Source organism: uncultured Psychroserpens sp. (assembly GCF_947503375.1).
Lineage (GTDB): Bacteria > Bacteroidota > Bacteroidia > Flavobacteriales > Flavobacteriaceae > Psychroserpens.
On record NZ_CANNDQ010000001.1, the window covers coordinates 627,236 to 649,765 of the forward strand.

Consider the following 22,530-nt stretch of genomic DNA (forward strand, 5'->3'; position numbering starts at 1 on the left):
ATTAAAATATCTCAATTTTTATTGAGTTTATCAGTATTAATTGTTTTACATGAATTTGGTCATTACTTACCAGCAAAAGCTTTTAAAACGCGCGTAGAAAAGTTTTTTTTATTTTTCGATCCTTGGGCTAAACGACGTTCGAAAGAGCAGTTAGTCTCTTTTAGAGAACAGAAAGCAAAAGATTATGAAGCTGAAGGCGAAGCCTTTAAACCTTCTTTTTGGGATAAATTTGAACCTAAAAGTCTAGCACTTTTAAGAAAAAAAATTGGAGAAACAGAGTATGGTATTGGTTGGCTACCATTGGGTGGCTATGTGAAAATATCTGGAATGATAGACGAAAGTATGGACAAAGAGCAAATGGCTTTACCGCCTCAACCATGGGAATTTCGTTCTAAGCCAGCTTGGCAACGTCTTATCATTATGCTAGGTGGTGTTATAGTGAATTTTGTTCTAGCTTGGGCGATTTATGTTTTTGTTTCAGGATATTATGGTGATACTACAGTAGCTACAAACAGTATAAAAGATGGTTATATAATAGACAACCCTGTGCTAAAAAGTGTAGGTCTTAAAACTGGAGATCAAATTGTTTCGGTTAATGGAACAACTTATGAGAACCTTGCAGACTTAAGTTACAGTTTTATAACAGCCAAAGAAGCGCACGTTGTTAGGGATGGAGAAGAACTAAAAATTGATTTTCCAGTAGATTTCCCAGGGCAACTTACAAAGTCTAAAAAAGAAGATGGTGCATTATTAAAGTTAAGAGTTCCTTTTTATATTAAAGGTGCCATAGATACGATGCAAAATGCTAAAGCCCAAATAAAAGAAGGCGATGTTATTGTTGGAATCAACAATAGGAAATTAAAGTACTTTGATCAGTTTCCAGACGTTTTGAATGCTTATAAGAATCAAACGGTTACAGCAACGATACTTAGGGATAAAAATGAAATCAAACTACCTCTTAATATTAATGAAGATGGTAAGTTAGGAATTATAAGAGGTGGTAATATTGATGTTTTTGATAAGTTGGGTTATGTAGATGTGGTAAGGAAAGAGTATACGTTTACTGAAAGCTTTGGAGCAGGTACGACGAAGTTTATAAAGCAATTTAAAAAGTATGGCGAACAACTAAAGTTAATTTTTACGCCAAGTACAGGAGCGTATCAAGGTGTAGGAGGGTTTTATGCCATTTATAATGTGTTTCCAGATACGTGGAGTTGGGAGTTTTTCTGGGGAATTACAGCCTTTCTTTCTATCATGTTAGGTGTGCTTAATTTATTACCAATACCAGCTTTAGATGGCGGACATGTCATGTTCTTATTATATGAGATGATTTCTGGCCGTAAGCCTAGTGAGCGCTTTTTAGAACGTGCACAAATGATTGGGTTCTTAATATTAATTGCATTAGTGCTTTTTGCTAATGGAAATGATATATTCAAGGCGATCACGAACTAAAACTGGCATAGAATCTTACTGATTTGTATTAGATACGATGCTGATATTAATTTCTATTAAAAAAAACGATTAAAATTATAAAGTCGTTTTGCATAAATTAAAAAATAACCTATATTTGCGCTCGCAAAAGCGAAGAATAACACTCCTCTTTAGCTCAGTTGGTTAGAGCATCTGACTGTTAATCAGAGGGTCCTTGGTTCGAGCCCAAGAAGAGGAGCTTTCTTAGACTTCCCGTCATTTTTGGCGGGATTTTTTATTTCCAGCCTCTTGAAAGGCTTATGTTTGCTACGGATAAGCGCAATGAAAGGATCTAATTTTGCGATTCGATACTTATTTTTAAAAAAAATCAATGTTTCAGGAAATATCGAACCCGAAATCTTTTTTTTAATATTTGTTGGCGATGATTTATAGAGTTTATCTATGCATGCATAAATGATATTCCGAGTTTTAAATACTCTTCAAGGTTCTTACTCAGGCTTTCCTTTCTCAAATGCCATGTCTGAAATTACCCATAGTATTTACAAATCAGAATTTATGGGTGGAAAGCAATCCGAAGATCAAGCCTCACATATTAAAAGTCTTGATGCATTTATGACATATTATAATCATCATAGATATCCTTGCCGATTGTATGGTAAAACGCCTATGGAAATTATTAAAGGAGAAAGTATCGATAAATCGATGTTTTCTGAAACGCTTAGTAATGCAAGGATCAATAGATTAGAAATCAATAGAAACTTTAATAAATGTATCGTCAATACTTCGGCTACGCTCAGCACAAGAATAGGATGCAAAAGATCATAGTCTTTCAAATCCTAATTCTCAAAATCAATTTTCAATATATCAATGAACTTAAAAAAGAGATAAGACAGTTTTTAAAACTGCCTTAACTCTAACTTACTCTATTTCAATACTGTTCCAACTTTGGAATGCCAACCCGCCATCTGGCAACTTCATTAAAACAATACACTGTATTGTTTTTTAACACTCAGCCCTATCGCGGTTTTTACGATTAATGCCCTTTACATTTATAGCGTTGTTTATTGTTTTGAAATCCATTTTTAATCGAGATTCCATTGCATTTGGGACATTGGATTTTTTCCATGACCTAATTTACTACATAACGATTTAAAGAACCTAGGTTTTAAAAGCTCTAAGCAATTTTGTTTTCTATCAAGATATCAATGAACATAAAAAACCAACAATTAAATTTTACTTTAACTATTGGTTTTCAATTGTTTACAATTGCATTTTGGTCTATGACCTAGTTTACTACACTACCCACTACCAATCTGTACCATTACCCCATATTTAAAATCATTGCTTTCCCTAACCCTAAGCTCTGAACTAATGAGAAGATTTCATTTTTTTTAATAGTTGATTTATCATTAAAAGATACCAAAACATGAAAACCATCTGCCGATGTACCTTCTTCGATTACTTTACCTATTTTACGTTCTTCAATTGTATCAGCTAAAATATGACGGAGTGAAAAATCCGTTTTTGTTTTCTCATTTATTTTGATATGTACTTTTATAATCATAAATATTTAGGATAAACAAAATTATATTTTCCAGTATTCATTTTATCCACAATATCCAATGGAGTAACAACAATACCAATATCTAATTTGGTTTCATCTTCATTTAAAATTCCAACCTCAATGAAGCTTTCGTTAGCTTTCCATTTAAACCACTTATTAGATACTTCTATATTAGATGTGCCATAATCTTTAGTATCTCTAAAACTTGGGTTAGTGATATTTTTACTAATAGGTATGTTACCTATTTTTCTCCAAAGATTCATCTTTATTCCAAATTTAATAATAACATGGGCATAAAAATCAATATCAGATTCAATAATGTCATTCAAATTTGGATTTTCATTAATCTCATATTTTCTTTTAAACACTCTAATAACTTCTGAGTTTAACTGAGTCGTATCTAGCATAATAAATTGAAAATACCCTTTCTTATTATTATTTAATTTAACTTCAAAAACATCTCCCCTTTTTACTACTATTCTTCTAGCCATAATTTAATTCTTTATTCCGTATTTACTCCATTTGGTTGGGCTAATTGAGTTTATTTCATTTAATAATTGCCCACCGTGTTTACGTAAACCATATTTATTAATATATCCTTGTTCTAAAATCCTAGCTGCTTGCTTATTGAGTTGAGTTGCACCTGGTATTGCTCTATATCTTAGAAATTCTTTACCTGTTCCTAGCGAGTTTAAATGCTCCAAGAAACGGATATTAGGGCTTCTACTAGTAATTCCAACATATCGTATATTACTACTAAAATCTAAACCTAGATAGACAGCAATCAACACTTCTGTTAACTACTGTCTTTCAGTGATTTAAATTCTATTTTTAAGTCATATCCTAGTTTGGGACACTACCGATACTACCTAAATAAATCATACATTTAAAATATCAACTAAATTATCTAAAATTTTACCATCATCGTTTAATTCATAATTCTCATCAAAACCAGTGGTCAGAAGTTGGTCATTAACCCAATCATGCAAATCTAATAGATAGTCTTCATCAAAATCTATTATCACTTTTGATTCTTCAGAAACCATGTCATTATTTACTTTTTTAAACTTTAGTAAATAATCATATTCTTTTTTCGATAGTTTTATTTTCATTTTATTCTTGTTTTCTTTTTAATCTTGCGGCTCTTTTTGTTGATGTTGGATTTACTGAAACGACCTTACCAGTTTGTGGATTTACTGCTATAGTTCCTTTCTCTCCGACGAATCTCTGCGAAGGTCTACCTAAATCATCAAATTTAACAGGTCCAATTTGAAGAGGTTCTTTAATTGCTTGAAGCATACTTGATGAACTAACACCTCTATCCATTTTTTGATCTAAACCATGCTTAGTAAATCCAGTTACTTCGATCCCATTAGATGCTTTTATAGATTTTGATTTTGAAACATCATCTACAACTTTACTTGGTACTACTATATCATCAGCAACTTTTGTCATGACTTTAGTTGTTGTATTAACGGTTGAAAAAGAACCTTCAGTTAACACCATAGCTGTTGCATCAAATGCAGCTTCATATGCCCATACTTGTGCCCCATCGTAATGACTTATGCCCTCTTCATGTGCAATTTGCTGCATATCAGAAGTAATACCATCAACTATAGCCCCACCTAATCCTGAAATACCATTTTCAGAAAGAGCTTTAGCGTATGGTGCTGCTGATGAAAATGAATTAACAATCATAGAACCGACTTGTTCTGGGTTGATATATGCACTACCAATTGCTTTCAAACCATTCCATACACTCTTTGCTTTTCTTTTAACAGCAATTTGCATATTTTCACTGTCTGAATTATTCTCACTAACTGTGCCAACTTCATTACAATCAACACCCTCTGGACAATTTCCATCTGGATCAGCAAAGAAGATTGGGTTATTCATAGTGTATGCATAAAGGGAATTATGTATCTGCCCCTTTGCATCTGATAGAGCATCAATGTTTGACCACCTTCCTAGATCAGGATTATAATTTCTGGCTCCAAAATCATAAGTATTCAAATCTAATTCTTCAGAGAATTCTTTACCACCAAATTTCCAATTTAATGCAACATTAGCATTTACAATTGCGTCATTATAGCCCTTATGTTTTAAGCCAAAGGGATAGTAGTCTAAGACCATTTTTTTGACCTTTCAATAATTTTAACAAGCCATTTCCAACTTTTACTACAGTATTTTAAAGAACGTTTCTCTTTACTAAGAATCTTCAATTTAGAACTTCTATCCCCAAAAATTGATTCTTAAATGAGCTTCAAGATAAATCTTGTTTCTTGAAAAACAAATCGTTTTTCTACTTAATCTTTTAATATGTGTTCGAAGTGTTAGATTGTGTCTTTCAATTCTGTTTGTACAATATTGAAACCGTTTATGAATTGATTTCGGAATGATGCTCGGATAAATATTTAATCGATCTGTATAAATGCGCTTTGGATCTAACAATAATAATTTATTGATAAGTGGCTTTATATTTTCTGACGTTTTTCTGCCAACAAAAAAATCTATCACAAATTTTGTTTGTCGTTCTATAGCATAAGTAGTCCAAGTGACATTATCTTTATTACCTATAAAACTCCAAAGCTCATCAACTTCAAATTTGCAGCCAAGCTTTTGAAAGTAAGGCGGTTTAATAGCCTTACTTATTTTGAGCATTCTTGACAACACTGTTTTAGCTGAAATATCAATGATTCGAGAAATACTTCTGATACCACAACCTTCTTTTAATAAACTTTTGATTAATGCATTGGTATCGGAATTGTAAGCTCTATAACTATACTTTAGTTGAAATCGTTTATTACAAACTTTACATTTATAGCACTGCTTATTGTTCTGAAATCCATTTTTAATCGAGATTCCATTGCATCTGGGACATTGGATTTTTTCCATGACCTAATTTACTACATAACGATTTAAAGAACCTAGGTTTTAAAAGCTCTAAGCAATTTTGTTTTCTATCAAGATATCAATGAACATAAAAAACCAATAATTAAATTTTACTTTAACTATTGGTTTTCAGTTGTTTATAATTTCATTTTGGTCTATGACCTAGTTTACTACACTACCTACCTTACCTATCATTGCAATAAAATTTTTCCAAAGGTTCATAAAAAAATTGAAGAAAAACACCATCATATTTCTCAGAAAATTCACTAAAAAAAGGGTCCTTTAAAATTTTATTCAAAAGCTTTTGGTCGATATCGTTAGAGTATTGAATATCTTTCTCTGATTTTATCAAAAATTTAAACTCTGGGTAATTATTATCATAAATAGTGTCATTAAAAACAGTTTTAATATTTTCTATTTTACAAGGCATTAATTCAGAAGCCAATTTAAAAATACTAATATTTTTTAAAGGTGTAATTTCATTATCGCTAATACCATATATTGTATTTAGTTTATATTTCTGTGAATTGAATACGTGAATCGGTTGATCTATAGAATCAAAACTACCATCATTTGACAGTTTCAATCCATAATAAAAAACACCTTCAAAATCATAATAATTTCTTGACTTAGGGAGAGCATATAAATCTATTTTATTATTCTGCAGTTGCTTGTATAAAACTTTATCATAGGTTTTAACATATTCTAAAAATTCTTTTTTATTATTTGAACCAAAATAATTTTTAAATCTGTATGCATCATATATTTTTCCTAGAGTGTTTTTATCAATTTGGCTAACCTGATGTCTATCTATATTTTGAATTACTATACTACCTAGCTTACTGTTGGTAATTAAGATATAAAATAGGATAATTAATGTAAGAATTAAAAAACCAATTTTAATTCTTCTTTTTTTCATTTCTCTTTTTTTCATTATACTCTCTTATATATCCGTAATGCGCTCTCAACCTTGGATTAGTCACATATTTTTTCTCAAAAGCGTTAAACTCTTGTTGATTTGCAAAACGAATTCTGGCAACTAAAAACCCTTTGTCATTTAATATTGCAAATTGGCCAAAGACCGCTCCATTTTGATCATTACCAGAAGCCCCAAAATTAAGATACTTAAAATTTAGATCTCTTCTACTTGCTTTCAAATATATCTCAACTTTTGCAATAAGAGTTCTATCTCCAATCTCAAAAGGAAGATCAAATGCATATGTATTACGATCGGCAAGAAAATATTTCCTAATATTATTAGTAAACGATGCATCATAATTTAAACGGTCTCCGCCTATAACAAATATAGGTTCTAGAGTACTATAGGAAGCGTAGTCGTTATGAACCTCAGATTCTCCATTACGCCATTTTATTTCTCTTTTAGCATCACGTATTCCAAATGCCTCAACCGCTTTAGCAATAAAATCAAAAATTATATTCTTATTGTAACAATCAGGGCAAAAGTTAGCAATGTCACTTGAATTTCCAAGTGGATCGGCAACAGTTTCATCTAAACTATTAATTGCACTAGCGTAATAGTCTTTATATGCGTTAGCATTTTTACCTTTATAATCTCCTTTAGCGTTTTCATCACTTTCACTACCAAAGTTTCCAAAGTAGTTAACCGCACCATTTTCTAAACTATTACCGTACGAATCTGTAACCCCTTCTGGTGCTAAGCCATCAGGATCCATAAAGTAAATAGGGTTATCAAAGCCATAGTTGTATGGTGAATGCCTACGCATTTGCTCTGCCAATGGGTCAAGATTCATCCAACGGCCTAAAGCAGGATCGTAATTACGAGCTGTAATATCATACCATGATAAATCCATCTCTTCTTGGTATTCTTTGCCGCCGAATTTCCAATTTAATGCAACATTAGCATTTACAATTACGAGTGAATTCAGTCAGAACTTATTACCCAGCAATATGTATATATCCAATGGCAAATCATTAATCTTGAATTGTCGTTTTTGAAATTTGTCATGTGAATAAGATCTTTCAATATTGATTCATCTTTAAAACTTTTACTTTGCATTTTATCAAATAAATCTAACAATTTGTTTAATTGTTTTGATTTTTTATTTTGCCCTAGTTCTTTGTATATACAATTTTTATAAATCTCATTAAATAAGGTATGGTTCATATATACATAATCATATTCTTTATCTTCAGCTAAAGTGATAATTTCATTACAATTCTCTTTTTGATTAGCCAGAAGAGCAACTAAATTCATATATCCTTCTTTAGTATTATTTTTCAAAATATCTTCTTTAATAAGACTAGTTTCTAGAGTTTTTAAATAGCTAAAAGGGGATATAATATTTTGCGATTTAAGACTATGTCTTAAACAGCTTAGAACATCACTTTCATGATCCTGAGGTTTGATTTCATTGCACGATAAGAGAATGATTGAAATTACAATTACATTTAAATATTTAAATTTCATTATTTAATTTTTTATAGATGATTTTGTATTGATATAATAATAAGAGGACACTTTTCGCTCAACATACCTTTCGAATATTTTATACTGACTATAATAGGTATTAATAACGACATATGATTGATGGACTAGACCTTGTTTATATCCAAGGTTATTCTTTGGATAATAAATAAAAGCATCTAATTTATACTTGGATGTTTTTGCTCTTTTGCCGAAAGCTGTACCTTCACTATGCAAAATATTTTTACTAGTTTCTACTGTATAACCATACGGAGCATTAAAACTATTGCTTTTATAACCTCCGACATGAGAATATAACATTAACTCAAAATTAACTCTAACACTTTCACCACTAATATCAATATAACCATCAGCTGTGAAAGGAATATTTGGTCTTTGAGACAAACCTTTTATAAAGTCTGATGTTAAAAGAATACTTTTACCATTTGATTTTGCGTGAGCTAAAGCGTACATAAAGTGGTCAAGGTTTTGTTGCGAATTAGATAAATCATTTAATTTCAAAGCCTCTGAGCCAAACATTTCAAATACATCTTGACCAGATACTGTTGTTACACCTGGAACAATTGGGTCATCACCTATTAATTGAGATGCTTGACTTTTATCTATTCCATATTGCTCAGCGAATGAATCAACAGATGCTAATTCACCTGCAGTGTATGTTGTCATTCCGTTATCATCAATACTAGCTGTCCAAGCTACATTTTTATTTCTTTTACCTCCTCCTAAAAATCGACTGTAATCTCCAGAAAGAGTTACAGATGCGCCTTCTAGACCATTCCCATACGAATCTGTAACCCCTTCTGGTGCTAAGCCATCAGGATCCATAAAGTAAATAGGGTTATCAAAGCCGTAGTTGTATGGTGAATGCCTACGCATTTGCTCTGCCAATGGGTCAAGATTCATCCAACGGCCTAAAGCAGGATCGTAATTACGAGCTGTAATATCATACCATGATAAATCCATCTCTTCTTGGTATTCTTTGCCGCCGAATTTCCAATTTAATGCAACATTAGCATTTACAATTACGTCATTATAGCCCTTATGTTTGAGCCCAAATGGGTAGTAGTCTAAGATCATTTTTTTGACCTTTTAACAATTTTATCTCTTATTCTTTGTAAAACGTGAATATTTATAAATGAATTTATTTTTATTCTTTATTTCAATTAATTCATTATTAAAATTAACATACTTAAAAGAATCTTTATCTAAAGTTATATCTATTTCTAACCCAGATTTATCTAAAGGGAAATCAATAACAGAACTTAATAACTCATCGCTATTGATTATCCAATAAGGATCTAATAATTCTTTTATTGGCCTAATCTTGATGTAGAAATTATTATCATTATAGTTTTGAAAAGTATTTTCTGTAAGCTTAAAACACTTATTTTCATCATTACAAATGAAAAATTCGAAATGCTTTTCTTTTATCTTAGGCTGAACAAAATCATCAATTATAGCATTAATTTTTATTGTATTTACTTCACTAATTTCGATTACTACAGGGTTGAAAATTAAGCGCTCCGAATTTAAGATAATATGATTATCTTTTATATTCCATTTACCTCTGCTCCAAGCTGCTTCATTATGAGATATAATAATCGTCTTTATAATATACTTTTTATTGTAGAGAAAAGTATTATCCTTGTTAAAAAGAAATTTGGATACACGTTCTATCTTCACATTGTTACTCGTTTTTTCTGTTTTTTTAGATATATATTCACCAGATATGTCTATTTTATCGTAATCACTTTTTTTAGAAGCACTACTCATAAATAGAAACAAAGAAAAAATCATTAATATTCTTTTCATTATTTGGTTTTAAAAGATGATTTTTGTTTTAACGTTTAAAATATAACCTCTTTGCAAGTTTTTATTAGACTTATAAGTTAAGGTTTTTATACTAAACAATATCTATCGAAAAAATTTGGTTGTCTTAACATATGTAGTATGCATTTGTTCACCTACTTTTTGTATAACGTAATTTTTCATAAATTAATTTCTCCTTACTTTTGATTTTTACTGATTTCTTATTGAAATTAATGTATGTAAAATCATTCTCACTTAAAGTAATATTTATTTCTAAGCCATATTCATCTAAAGGAAAAAAAATAAAATCGCTTAATAACTCATCAGTGTTTATAATCCAATACCTCTCCACATATTCTTTTATTGGTTTTATCTTAAGATAGAAGCTATTGTTAGTATAATTTTGCAATGTGTTTCCAGATAGCTCTATACATTCATCTTTGTCTTTGCAAATAAAAAATTTGTATTGACTCTCTTTAATTCCATATTCTTCAATTCCATCAACCACTAAATCATTAGTAGAGATATTAATTTTTATTGTATTTACCTTATTAGTTTTTATTACTTCTGGTTTCAAGGTTATACCTTCAGAATTTAAGATAATATAATCGCCCTTAACATACCAATTACCTTTACTCCAAGCAGTTTGATCTTCAATTATTATATCGGATTCAACAAAATATGTATTATCGTATAGAAATGTATTATCAATATTAAAATTAAACTTAGATATACGCTCTGCTTTTACTTTAAAGACATTGTTAATTTTCGATTTTTTTATTGCTCTATATGTATATTCTCCATAAAAACCTTGTTCGTCATGAATCATTTTCTTTGAAGTACAACTTATGAATATTATACAAATGATTATTAATACTTTAATTTTCATAACTATTCATTTTTTTTTCTATAGTTTTTTCTAAACCATGGATGAGTAATGCCAAGAACTGAATTAGGCTTATTTATTTGAGGCCCTCCTAGAGCATAAGTTAATCGATGTGCTCTAACTTCACTTCCAACACCAGGTAAATTTGTAAACTTGACTGCCTTCATAGGTTTAGGCTTGTACAATTTATCTCTTAATAGAAATACAGCGTCATATACGTGAATTAGTTCATGTATTTTTGTCCACATAACACCATCCGTACGGATAATAAAATTCCTTGTAGTCTGACCAAAATAAGTTTGTCCTTTCTTTTTAATGCCATTCTCTTCAGCTAAGTTTCTTGATATCTCATCATTAATTGTTATTCCTAAAGGAATTGCAAACTTTAATAATGTCAACTCATTTATAGTTCGTTTTAAGATAGTTATTTGGTCTTGCAAATCAGATATTGCTGCTCGAATTTTTTCAATTCTTGTTTGCCTACTATTTCTATACTTTTCTTCTTGTTTTAATTCCAACTCACTATTAATATCATTTTTTTCACCAATTCTATCATAGTGTTCTTGAATTTTATCATTTAAATGATCAGTGGCATTATTTAAGAGCGATAGACCATTATCGTTACTTTTCCCTTTATTTTTTATTACACTAAACCCACTATAATCTCCAGTGAAACTACACGAACAGTTCTCTAAACTATTTCCATAAGAGTCTATAGCTCCTTCTGGTGCTAAGCCATCAGGATCCATAAAGTAAATAGGGTTATCAAAGCCATAGTTGTATGGTGAGTGCCTACGCATTTGCTCTGCCAATGGGTCAAGATTCATCCAACGCCCTAAAGCTGGGTCGTAATTACGAGCTGTAATATCATACCATGATAAATCCATCTCTTCTTGGTATTCTTTGCCGCCGAATTTCCAATTTAATGCAACATTAGCATTTACAATTACGTCATTATAGCCCTTATGTTTGAGCCCAAAGGGATAGTAGTCTAAGACCATTTTTTTGACCTTTCAACAATTTTAACAAGCTGTTTCCAACTTTTACTACAGTATTTTTAAAGAACGTTTCTCTATACTAAGAATCTTCAATTTAGAACTTCTATCCCCAAAAATAGATTCTTAAATGAGCTTCAAGATAAATCTTGTTTCTTGAAAAACAAATCGTTTTTCTACTTAATCTTTTAATATGTGTTCTAAGTGTTAGATTGTGTCTTTCAATTTTGTTTGTACAATATTGAAATCGTTTGTGAATTGCTCTTGGGATGATACTTGGATAAATATTCAACCGATCTGTATAAATACGTTGCGGGTCTAGTAATAATAATTTGTTAATGAGTGGTTTTATATTTTCTGAAGTTTTTCTTCCAACAATAAAATCAATAACCATTTTAGTTTGTCGTTCTATGGCGTAAGTAATCCATGTAACACTTTCCTTATTGCCAATAAAGCTCCATAGCTCATCGACTTCAAACTTACATCCCAATTTATTAAAGTATGGAGTCTTGATCTGTTTACTGATTTTTAGCATTCTTGACAACACTGTATTCTTAGAAATTTTCAATATTCTAGATATACTTCGAATCCCACAGCCTTCTTTTAATAGATTTGTTATCATAGAATTAGTTGAATTCTCATATGCCGAATATTTATAGCCTTGTTGAAAATATTTTTTACAACAATGACAACGATAGCGTTGTATACCGTTTCTTTTTCCTTTTTTGATTGCATTTAAACTTTTACAATATTTACATTTCATTTAATAAAGATATTTAAGCACCATTTTGAACCACGTTGGGATTTGAAACCCTCGTTTGGAGCGTTCTTACAAACTTTCAATATGTCAAAGAACTAAAATAAGCCTTCCGAAGAAGACTTATTTTACATATAACTTACTGATTAACAGTATTTATTTTTTGTTTTTTTTGAAAGAGCCAATTTGACCCATTACCGTCTTTGGAACATTTTTATCGCAGTTGAAACGATTTGTGTCCTACTCTTCATCTGATATTTCAGGTGAAGCAATTATTGTCACTACTATATTATTTTTACACCAGACTTGTAATCCAATATCATCAAATTCGTATACATACTGAGGAATTCCATCATCTTCATAATCTAATATATCTACTTCTCCATAATATTTTTCTCCTGTATGTGAAATAAAATCTTCAATTGTCATTCCTATTAAATTTCTCCCTTTGTAAAGACATTCATCACGACAGTTAATTGATTCTATTTTGTTATTATCATCAAGATAAAGCGATATATCAGGATTATCAATTCTGTATTTGTCACAATCATTATCTCCATCTTTTCGATAAATTTTAAATTCGAAGGTATCAAGATAATTGTAAATCGATTTATTGAACATAAAGTCTCCTACACCTAAAAATGGTTGAAAAATTGCTATCATATATTAATTCCCTTTGTGTTTTTTAGAATGCTCTTCACCTTTTGAACGTCTTTGAGCATTTTCACGAATATTTCTTATTTTCTTCTTTATTTTATTTTTTATCTTTTTACTAGCACCTTGTAATTGTGATTCTAAATTTTCAATTAGGGCATCTTCAGACTCAGTTAGCCCTTGCCCAGAACCATGTTTTTCATTTTTACTCGAATCCTTCGCAAACTCAAAAGAGAACTCATAAGTCATATCATTTTCATCCGACACTTGAATAGCAGCAGTAGTTAACATAGCTAAACCAGCCAAACCTGAGACAATAGCTTTATACGGGTTCGCATTCGATGGGTTAACAACTAGTGCCCCAGCAGCAGCCATTGACTCATCCGATTTTCTACCAATTTCTGTAGATGTAACGCTAACAAAGTCATCATTGGAAAAAAGACCTGTTGCCATATATGCTGCTTTGTCTGCTCCAGGAGTATAACTAATATTTCCGTCATTACCAAATTCAAACACCTGTCCATTTTGGTCTACAGCAAGAAATGAAGAAATCCCCTGTAACTCAATAGTACTGGTTTGCTCATTACCATCATCATCAGTATAAGAATATGAATGCTCGTATTCACTACCGTCATGCCAGTGATAACTTGCGTCATCATCTCCTTCTGCTTTGTAATAAAACCAGTCTTGTCCATCTGGGTCAACAAAGACTATAGGGTTGTTTGCAGCATAGTGATATGGCGTCATTGAAATACTATGGTCAATATCTGCTAGTGGGTCAACAGAAAACCATCTACCTATACTTGCATCATAATTCCTTGCTCCAAAGTCATGCCATTCTAAACCAAGTTCATCATTTTCTTCCATTCCATTAAATCCATACGGATGGTCAGTTCCATTGATAACGTTATTATATCCACGGTGTCGCAAGCCAAAAGGATAGTAACTACCCGTAATTTTTTACAGCTTTTACACTTTTTTTACCACTACCTCAACTTCAACAAGCGGGTTATTTCAAAGAACAGCTTTAACTAAAAAGAAATACTGTTTTGATTGGTTTTGACCTAATCATTTTGCTTTGAATTTTAAAGCATTTTGCCCAATTATTCGATTTTTTATTAGGCACTTTAGTTACCTTCTTGTACTTTTGATTAATCAAAAGTACAAGAAGGTAACTTACAGGCTTTTATTTTTATTACGGAAACCCGTAATTAATCCCGACATTAATTTGAGCATTTTTACTGAAAACCGCATTATATAAGGATTTAATCCCGACACCATTCCCGACACAATATTTGCGTATTAAGGTCTATATCCATTAGAATCTATTACATACCTTGTACCTCTACCATCTCCTTCCTTTTTAAATATAGAAAGTTCTATAAGCTCTTCAATATCTCTTAACGCAGTTCTATCAGTAATATCAAATAAAGCTCTATATTCACTATTGGTTATATATTCTGATTTTCTCAATGATTTAATAGCAATTTTTTGTCTTTCATTTATATCAAGGGTGGCTAAATAAGAGTCTGGGAAAATCTCTTTAAAAAGTGTTACTGACACCCCTCCTGAAGTTTCTTCAATTCTAGGTTCAGGAAGCCCTGCGTCAAAGCATTCCTCAATGATTTTCAAAGTTCCACGACCCCACGATTCAATAAATCCAGCATGAAAGAAAGCCTCAGCTACATTGGGGTTTCTTGGAAAGGAAACATGTTTCTTTTTGAGGTCATCCTCAGATAATGCATCAGGAAGTTCACCTTGATTCCAAAAAATAATTCTATCGTCATAAATACTTATCTGTATAGGTGTTGACTCATAAACTCTATGCACAAGTGCGTTATGCAAAGCTTCCCTCACTGCATCGAAAGGATATTCAGGAGTTTCAACTCTCTGTCCCTCAATATAAGATATTTTCTTTCTGAAGTATTTAGTATTTAAAATATCCGTTGTTCTAAATGCTAAATCAAAAAGATTACCCTCTATTAGTTCTTGACTTATAAGGTCACTGTCTGAAATTCCAAACCTCCCTATCTTAACAAAAGCACTTATATAAAATCGCTTTGGCTCTTTTCCGAATAAAAGCAATCCAGCTCTTTTTAGTTTACCGTTTTCAACGAGTCTAAGATTTTCAAGAATTATATTCGTGTCAGTTTCTGATTCTAAGGCAGGCAACCTTCCACTTGATTTAACCATGACCTTAAAAGCATCGATCATTTCTAAGTTAATATCATCAAAGGTTGCATTGGGCTCGATAACATCATCCCATGTTCTTCCCGATTTTTTCAATAAAAACTCAGTAAGTTTAATGCCTGTTAGTTCTTGATTCGTACTACCTACTCTTAGATAATACTTACCATTATAGGATATGGCATTACTGTATGGCTTGGTAATAATCTCAATATAGTATAAGGAGTTCTGTTCGTGTAAATTCACCTCACAAAAAACACCAAGTTTTGAAGATACCTTATTTGGAAGATCATCCATTAATTTCTTATAGTCAGTAATCCCACTAACCGTACCACCGTCAGTTTTTCCAATAAAGACGCTTCCTCCTTCAGCGTTTGCAAAACCAGAAATCCACTTCATGTACTCATCTCTCCAAGACTGCTTCCATTCTATGTTTTGTTTTTCAGGCATAATTCTATTTTAATATTCTTATGAGGAAATTCAAAGTTAGGAATTTTTAAAAGAGCTAAAAATAATAGAAATCTATAATTTGTGAGTAAGTCCAATTTTTTTATTAACGCTATCCATATTCAACTTACTAGCATTCTTTAAAAAAAGTTTAAAACCTTTTCCTTCAATCAAAGAGTGCCTCACTATTTTGCCTGTTTCGTTTCTATGCACTGCTGCATATCCATTAGAAATAATAATTGGGCTAGACTTATAAGCTTTCATATATTCTGAAGTGTTAATCTGCTTTTTTATAAATTTCGCTAATGTATCAAACACTTTTTTGTCGTCCTTATTTAACTTATAAACTGCATTGATATCGTTAGAACTTTTTACTTGTATAAGCATTATATGCCAATACCCATTTCTTCTTGCTACAGAATAAATATCAGATGGTGTCTGACTACCCGAAGATTTAAAGCAAATATACTTTGGAGATAACGCTTTTACTTTTCTTAAAATATACTCTTCAGCCAAATCACCAGCTTCACGATTACTAACACCTGCTAATCCTCCACTTGCTAGAAGTATTTTCTTTTCAGAACGCCACTTAGTAACTACATCATTGACAAACAATTCAAAATTTTTCATAACATATTAATATTTATTTTAATGATTTACTCAATCAAGACTATCTTGAAGAGCGCTATCATCCATTCGTTTTGCATCCTTTAAATAACCATCTGACAAACCTCTAAAAACACCTGCCACATTTGGATGGGTAATTTTTATTTCGTCTGCCAAAGAATTAAAATGTTCTGCTCTATCTCTTTCAATATAACCACCTGAACCAGCTGCCCTAGAAGTGAAACTTTGCCTATTGAAAACCTGCATTCTAAATCCAAAATACACATCTTCACTACTCAGTCGTTCAAGGGTATCAAAAATGGTTTCAGGAAAAAATATAGGTTTATCACCATTAGGATATCTCGCCAATAACTCTCCTATTTTACGATCAGTTACCATAGATCTATGGTTTTCTGAACCGAGTATTCTAACTTCATCAACCCATGTATTTAACTCATCCTCTATAATACTTCCATCTGGTTGAAGACCAGGAATTAAATTAAAATTACTGAGTATTCGATACGCATTTTCACCCATAAGCTTTCTGACTTCTGGATTATATTCAGCAATCTCTTTTTCTTTAAGTTCTTCATCCTCTGGAAAAAACTGATTCTTTATAAAATCCATGTAAATTGATGGGGATTTAGCTGTGGCCTGGTATAAATACTTTGGTGAAACACCATTTCCTAGCCTGTCAAATATGAATAAGTACTTATACTCAATTCCAGCCATTCTTTCAATATCCAAGGCTTCTCTGTCCTGTAAATCACTAAAAACTTCTCTTATGAAATGATGATTTACTCTAGCGTTTTCAGGTTCATTTATTTCATTTAAATCTAGATTTTCTAAAGTTTCAACAAGAAAAGTAGAATCTAACTTTTTTGTTATCCTTGTGCGCCCTAAAGTGTTTAATACCGCAATTGGTCTTTTATATTTCATATATTTTTCAACTGCAAAAATCACGGCATCTTCATCTCTTGGAATGTACCAATTTTGATTCACCCAATAAGCTTCTTCTATTTCTTCATTTTCTAACGAGTCTATGTAACGAAACAATTCAAAATCAACTCTCATTGCTAATAACACTTGCGTAATGGTCTTGTAGTCATATACTTTTTCTTCATAAAGCCTTTCAAAAACATCTAAAGTTTCCTTTCGTCCTTTGATGCGCTCTTTTGAACCTATATAACTCGTTAATAACCATTTCTCTTTAGAATCCTTGGACTTTAATAAAGTCAAAATTTCTCTTTCTTGATTATCACTTAATGCAACATTGACTAAGGATTGAGCATAAGCATAAGGGTTTTCAGTTTTCTTAGCTAAATCAATAACCTTTTGAAGATCAAATTTCTCAATTACTTCTGAAACAAATTCGTCTCTTAGTTTGTTGAGCTCTTTTTCTCTTTTTTCATAATCGTCTACAAGTTCTTCTACTCCTTCAATAAATTCTGGATGATCTTCAAATAAAAATGATTTAGCCAATATAATATTAGTGGGCTCGAATTCTTTTGCTTTACTTTCCATTTTTAAAAGCTGTTCTTCAGGTAGCGACCAATCGGTTTTTGAATAAGTTCTATGGCGACCAATTAACTTTCTAAACTCATGATATAAAACAGCCTTATTCTCTTCATCTTCATTTATAAATACATCAAAGCAAGACAGCACATCATCAATCTTATTCCAATTAATATCATCTAATTTATCTACTAGCACTCTAGCCATTGAAATATCCCCTTTTCTAGTTAATTCTATCAAGCTATCGACAGAATATTCATGCATATTGTATACCTCTTGATTTGTAACGGATACTCTTCGTGTCTCAGAGAATAAACGCCACCTCATCTTATGGGTAGGAAAAGCTGTATCCGATCCACTGTAGAGCATTCCAGAGAACAACTGAAATGCAACTTCAGGATACTCTTTCTTTAAAATTTCTAAAACCTGCTTCCTTTCATTCATATTTGCGTTTGTCTGAGGAAACCATATCCGAAATATACTTTTCATTGTGTTAAGAGGACTATTAGTCATTGGGAGTTTTTCAGGTTGTAGTTTGATCAATTTACACAGTACTCTTACTACATTGGTCAAATAATCAGGCATCCAAGCAATACTCTCTAAAGCCCAGAGTAGATTAGGTAAATCATTAGATGCAGTCAACAGACCCTTTTCTTCTTCGAAAAAACCTAAAACTCTTTTATCTTCAATGGCGTTTTGTAATTCTGATATAAAAACTTCTGGAGAAGCTTCAGCAAGTAGAGGTAAGTTATATCCAATAGATCTTAATGCATTGCTGTCTGCCAACTTCAAAATATTTTCTACAACCCTATCAACAAACGATTTTGGGTTGTCCAAAGCAGAGAGTTCATAATTCTCGGCAAGGGTTGATAGTACTATTAATGTTTCACATATTCCTTTTTTTAAGTAATTAGAATATTTAGGTCTTGCATTGTAAAATGCCGCCATGTATCTTTTCTCAGGATCAAGACCATATTTAGGGTTTGTTTCTGAAAGAACTGTAACCGCTAATTCCTCAAATTTATTTATGACGTCCTCAGTTACAAATCTCGATAAATAGACCCATGAGTCAGCATGGGAAATTAATCTCCATTTTGAACCTATATTATAAAGAGGTGTCCCTTCTTTGTGTAAGACTTGATTTAGATACTTACTATATGAGTCATACTCTTCTCCACTGATCTGCTCTATAATCTCTCTATCACCTTCAATACTGCTGTCGTACCTTGAAATAAGCAAAAATGGAATAAACAGTGACGCATCTTTATCATTTATCCATAATGGTTTTTTAGATGAAAAGTCTAAACTTCTCCTCAATACGGAAATATCTCGCCCCGCGTTCTTAGCAAATAACTTGGATTGCTCGGAGTCAACTCCCATTTTCTGTAAGTTTTCAATAAAAACTTCGTAACTAACAATAGGTAAATTAATAACATTATCATTACTAGAAGAATAACTATTACTAACAGGAACAATGAGTGTATGCCCTCTTGAAATAGCGTTATTCATATCTACATCCTCTACCAGAAACTTCGGTATGAGAAAAAGGGGCTTTTTAGTCTGAATAAGCTTTCTAAAACTATTTTGATTCTCAACTATTAGTGTTTTTGCATGAATGCTATCCTTAAGACTTACTTCCATGTTTTCAATTACTGCAAGAATAAAAGCTAAGGATTCTTCACTTGTGCTAGATTTAATATAGGATACCTTCCCTGAGTCTCCATTTAAAAATGTTTTCAATTTATCTTCTTCTTGTAACCTACTTTCAACTAGTAATTGTTCTGGAAATTTAAGGCTCTCTTTTGTCGACCATTGTTCCCAATACTCGTCAGCACAATAAACGCCGTTAACTGGCTTTCCCAAATGTTCAGATAACCATATTTCCACTGACGGTGCTAACTCTAGCCAATGCTCAATATCAACTGCATCATAAAATCTTACATCTGCCCATATACCTTCAGCTTTTTTCTCTTCAGCCCAATCATTTTTCTTTGTGTATTTTTTTAATGTAACGTTGATGTAGCTAGTTTCACTCTGCACCTTACCAAGAGGGTTTTTAGTACGCTTCTCGTAATCCTCATCAGCTTTCTTTTTCTTTTTTTCAGTTACTCCAAACTCCCAAACCGAATTTCCCTCAGGAATATAGAGGTTACCTTCTTCTGTCTCAAGATCTCCATCATAACCTCCTGTCTGAATATCATCTCCATAAGGAAACTCAATTCTTTTAACATTCTCGATTTTTATACCTGATAAAATTAGCTTTCTTATTAATAGGGGTAATAGGCTTTTACTCTCAAGTGTATCTGCCCAATGCTTTAAATCTGTTGAATTTACTAACTTCATAAAATGATTCTATTTCTTAATTATTTGATAGTCAATGAAAAGTCAAAGATTGTACCATCAAGTTAAGAACGTCATTTTGGCATGAACATAAATGAGGTTTTCCGTAAATAGATAAGGTTTTTAATTTATGGGATGCATACTTTCAATCATCTGATGAAGGTTTTCAAGATCATCTTGAAGGTATGCTTCAGTTGAAGAAATAAATCGATGTCCCATCATATATTGAACCTCTCGGATATTATGAGAACTAAGAGAATGAGTGATCACAGAAGCCCTAATTTGCTTCACATCCTTGACCTTATAATTTATACGCTTAAGACGTTTAAACAGATGTCTTAAGATGATATCAAATCTATCTGAATTAAGTGGGAATAAGGCGTCTGTGTGGCTTTGTATGGCATCTTGGAGTATTTCTCTGTCCTGTTCTATGTATTGAAGCAGTGGCACTATTTGCCATGATTTAAGTTCTAATGTTCTACTATTCGTCTTTCGAGTTGATGGGACATAGAGTTTGCCTTTATTGATATCTATATGCTCTAGTTTTAATGACTTAAGTGCTGTTGTATTAAGACCTTGATAGACCATAAATCCAGTGATCACTTTATTACGTAACGCCACCTGTGGACTACTTGGAAACTTAATATTCCTAGTTGGATAACTATAGTATAAATCTTCAAGTTCATCATACTCCAGTAGATTATGATTGAGTGTTCGTTTTATGCCTCTGATGTTCATGCTCTGCATGGGATTGGTATGTCTGCCATTGTCATCAATAAGGTAATTGAATAGTATTTTTAAAGCACCGATTTGGTGCTTTACCGTACTTTTAGATAATCGTTTTCCATTTTTAATTTGCTGAAGGTATTTCACATATCCTAAACAAGATTTGTAATCAATCGTTTCTAATTCAAATCCTTTGGAGTTACACCAATTAGAAAAGAAGTTTGCAGAGCGTAAATATGATTCTACAGTTCCCTTCGCATATCCCTGTCCATATAGATATTTTTCAAATCTCTTCATTTTCTATCTGGCTTACGATATGGGTATAGATTTGTGTACTCTCCAGTGATGAATGTCCCAAAAATGTACTGATAGACTTCATAGGTACGTTGTTCTGTAACAAGTGGGTAGCAATACTGTGTCTGAGGGTATGGAGGGTTATATTCTTGCTGATGATTGTCTCGTTCTCTGTGGATTCGATGATGACCTTTAACCGGTCAGCCATCGTTTTGTCATTAATGCGTCTTCCAAAATTAGAGACCAAAAACGCATCGGTTTGAAAGTGTCTTAAAAACTCAGGACGGGCTTCATATAGGTAATCTTCCAGTATCTGAAGATTATATCTGTTAATGGGGACAAAACGCTCTTTGTAGTTCTTTCCTCGTCTTACATAGATGCGTCCTTTTTCAAACAGAATATCCGAGGCATCAAAATGTACCGCTTCGTTTCGTCTGAGTCCACAACTATATAGAAGTACTAGTATCGCTCTATCACGCATCTGAAAGTGTTCGCTCATATGAGAGACATGGCAAGCATCAAAGAGTTCTTTGATTTCATCTTGAGTGAGAATGACTTTAATATTTCGATAGTTAATCTTCTCTCCCCTAAGGTGCACACCAAAGTTCACATTGGTATTGTGCTCCTTAAGGTAATCCAGGAATTTCTTGAGTGCCTGTTGGTGCTTGTTCAAGAATGCTTTTGAGAGTCCACCACCACGTCTATCATTGGAACGATTGGATAAATGGTCATAATACTCTTTAACTATTTGGGTTGTGATGTGTTCAATTCTTGTGTGTCTGTTTCTCTCTAGGTAATAGAAGAACTCTTTTAAATGGTTAGGCAGATTGTATACAGTAGTTGATGCATATCCCAGTACTTCCAACCAATCTTTAAAAGAGCTTAGGATCGTTATAAATGACTCATTGTGTAGCTTTAATTTCTTCATTTTTTTCTTAGAGCTTTTACATTTATAGGTTT

The 22,530-nt window shown here is 32.0% G+C and carries 23 protein-coding genes and 1 tRNA gene; 3 read left to right on the forward strand and 21 right to left on the reverse strand.

Features of this window, described 5'->3' with window-relative positions:
* The first annotated feature begins 21 nt into the window (after positions 1–21).
* From rseP to Q0876_RS02805, 3 genes are all read left to right on the forward strand, one after another.
* A complete protein-coding gene (gene rseP, locus Q0876_RS02795; RefSeq protein ID WP_299223793.1) occupies positions 22–1,452 on the forward strand; it encodes an RIP metalloprotease RseP in 1,431 nt (476 codons plus the stop codon).
* A gap of 143 nt (positions 1,453–1,595) precedes the next feature.
* A tRNA-Asn gene (locus Q0876_RS02800) sits at positions 1,596–1,669 on the forward strand.
* 278 nt (positions 1,670–1,947) lie between these two features.
* Positions 1,948–2,256 carry a hypothetical protein gene (locus tag Q0876_RS02805; protein ID WP_299223795.1) on the forward strand — a complete coding sequence of 103 codons (309 nt, stop codon included), beginning with the start codon at positions 1,948–1,950 and terminating at the stop codon, positions 2,254–2,256.
* 496 nt (positions 2,257–2,752) lie between these two features.
* Here the strand turns inward: Q0876_RS02805 and Q0876_RS02810 are convergent, their stop codons facing one another.
* The 21 genes from Q0876_RS02810 to Q0876_RS02910 all read right to left on the reverse strand — a co-directional run bounded on the left by Q0876_RS02810 (position 2,753) and on the right by Q0876_RS02910 (position 22,498).
* A complete protein-coding gene (locus Q0876_RS02810; protein ID WP_299223797.1) occupies positions 2,753–2,995 on the reverse strand; it encodes a hypothetical protein in 243 nt (80 codons plus the stop codon).
* Positions 2,992–3,486 (reverse strand): Imm26 family immunity protein, encoded by a 495-nt coding sequence (locus tag Q0876_RS02815; protein WP_299223799.1) that lies wholly within the window; start codon positions 3,484–3,486, stop codon positions 2,992–2,994. Before Q0876_RS02815 ends, Q0876_RS02810 begins: the two co-directional genes overlap by 4 nt.
* A 3-nt stretch (positions 3,487–3,489) precedes the next feature.
* Entirely contained in the window at positions 3,490–3,699 is a 210-nt protein-coding gene (locus Q0876_RS02820; protein ID WP_299223801.1) for a hypothetical protein, read from the reverse strand.
* Between the two features lie 174 nt (positions 3,700–3,873).
* On the reverse strand, positions 3,874–4,107 hold the full coding sequence (locus Q0876_RS02825; RefSeq protein ID WP_299223802.1) for a hypothetical protein: 234 nt from the start codon (positions 4,105–4,107) through the stop codon (positions 3,874–3,876).
* Position 4,108: 1 nt separating this feature from the next.
* A complete protein-coding gene (locus tag Q0876_RS02830; RefSeq protein ID WP_299223804.1) occupies positions 4,109–5,128 on the reverse strand; it encodes an RHS repeat-associated core domain-containing protein in 1,020 nt (339 codons plus the stop codon).
* A 99-nt stretch (positions 5,129–5,227) separates the two neighbouring features.
* On the reverse strand, positions 5,228–5,890 hold the full coding sequence (locus Q0876_RS02835; protein ID WP_299223806.1) for an IS1 family transposase: 663 nt from the start codon (positions 5,888–5,890) through the stop codon (positions 5,228–5,230).
* 181 nt (positions 5,891–6,071) lie between these two features.
* Positions 6,072–6,806: a hypothetical protein gene (locus Q0876_RS02840; RefSeq protein ID WP_299223808.1), complete on the reverse strand. Its 735-nt coding sequence runs from the start codon at positions 6,804–6,806 to the stop codon at positions 6,072–6,074.
* The gene (locus Q0876_RS02845; RefSeq protein ID WP_367276631.1) at positions 6,787–7,794 is read right to left on the reverse strand and encodes an RHS repeat domain-containing protein; all 1,008 of its coding nucleotides are present in this window, start codon (positions 7,792–7,794) and stop codon (positions 6,787–6,789) included. The genes Q0876_RS02840 and Q0876_RS02845 overlap by 20 nt, the downstream gene beginning before the upstream one ends.
* Complete coding sequence (locus tag Q0876_RS02850) at positions 7,791–8,336, reverse strand: hypothetical protein (RefSeq protein ID WP_299223810.1); 546 nt, start codon at positions 8,334–8,336, stop codon at positions 7,791–7,793. Before Q0876_RS02850 ends, Q0876_RS02845 begins: the two co-directional genes overlap by 4 nt.
* A 3-nt stretch (positions 8,337–8,339) precedes the next feature.
* The gene (locus Q0876_RS02855) at positions 8,340–9,431 is read right to left on the reverse strand and encodes an RHS repeat domain-containing protein (RefSeq protein ID WP_299223812.1); all 1,092 of its coding nucleotides are present in this window, start codon (positions 9,429–9,431) and stop codon (positions 8,340–8,342) included.
* A gap of 21 nt (positions 9,432–9,452) precedes the next feature.
* On the reverse strand, positions 9,453–10,166 hold the full coding sequence (locus Q0876_RS02860) for a hypothetical protein (RefSeq protein ID WP_299223814.1): 714 nt from the start codon (positions 10,164–10,166) through the stop codon (positions 9,453–9,455).
* 148 nt (positions 10,167–10,314) lie between these two features.
* Positions 10,315–11,052, reverse strand: coding sequence for a hypothetical protein (locus Q0876_RS02865; RefSeq protein ID WP_299223815.1), 738 nt, complete (start codon positions 11,050–11,052; stop codon positions 10,315–10,317).
* Positions 11,053–11,054: 2 nt separating this feature from the next.
* Positions 11,055–12,050: an RHS repeat domain-containing protein gene (locus Q0876_RS02870; RefSeq protein WP_299223817.1), complete on the reverse strand. Its 996-nt coding sequence runs from the start codon at positions 12,048–12,050 to the stop codon at positions 11,055–11,057.
* Positions 12,051–12,150: 100 nt separating this feature from the next.
* Positions 12,151–12,807 (reverse strand): IS1 family transposase, encoded by a 657-nt coding sequence (locus Q0876_RS02875; RefSeq protein ID WP_299223819.1) that lies wholly within the window; start codon positions 12,805–12,807, stop codon positions 12,151–12,153.
* A gap of 234 nt (positions 12,808–13,041) precedes the next feature.
* Positions 13,042–13,422, reverse strand: a complete 381-nt coding sequence (locus Q0876_RS02880; protein WP_299223821.1) for a hypothetical protein — start codon at positions 13,420–13,422, stop codon at positions 13,042–13,044.
* A gap of 45 nt (positions 13,423–13,467) precedes the next feature.
* The gene (locus Q0876_RS02885; RefSeq protein WP_299223980.1) at positions 13,468–14,412 is read right to left on the reverse strand and encodes an RHS repeat-associated core domain-containing protein; all 945 of its coding nucleotides are present in this window, start codon (positions 14,410–14,412) and stop codon (positions 13,468–13,470) included.
* A gap of 345 nt (positions 14,413–14,757) precedes the next feature.
* The gene (locus tag Q0876_RS02890; protein WP_299223823.1) at positions 14,758–16,092 is read right to left on the reverse strand and encodes an ATP-binding protein; all 1,335 of its coding nucleotides are present in this window, start codon (positions 16,090–16,092) and stop codon (positions 14,758–14,760) included.
* Positions 16,093–16,164: 72 nt separating this feature from the next.
* Positions 16,165–16,719: a hypothetical protein gene (locus Q0876_RS02895; RefSeq protein ID WP_299223825.1), complete on the reverse strand. Its 555-nt coding sequence runs from the start codon at positions 16,717–16,719 to the stop codon at positions 16,165–16,167.
* A gap of 30 nt (positions 16,720–16,749) precedes the next feature.
* The gene (locus tag Q0876_RS02900; protein ID WP_299223826.1) at positions 16,750–20,553 is read right to left on the reverse strand and encodes a hypothetical protein; all 3,804 of its coding nucleotides are present in this window, start codon (positions 20,551–20,553) and stop codon (positions 16,750–16,752) included.
* A 120-nt stretch (positions 20,554–20,673) separates the two neighbouring features.
* Positions 20,674–21,573, reverse strand: a complete 900-nt coding sequence (locus Q0876_RS02905) for a tyrosine-type recombinase/integrase (RefSeq protein ID WP_299223827.1) — start codon at positions 21,571–21,573, stop codon at positions 20,674–20,676.
* Positions 21,560–22,498 carry a tyrosine-type recombinase/integrase gene (locus tag Q0876_RS02910; protein WP_299223828.1) on the reverse strand — a complete coding sequence of 313 codons (939 nt, stop codon included), beginning with the start codon at positions 22,496–22,498 and terminating at the stop codon, positions 21,560–21,562. The genes Q0876_RS02905 and Q0876_RS02910 overlap by 14 nt, the downstream gene beginning before the upstream one ends.
* Positions 22,499–22,530: the final 32 nt, after the last annotated feature.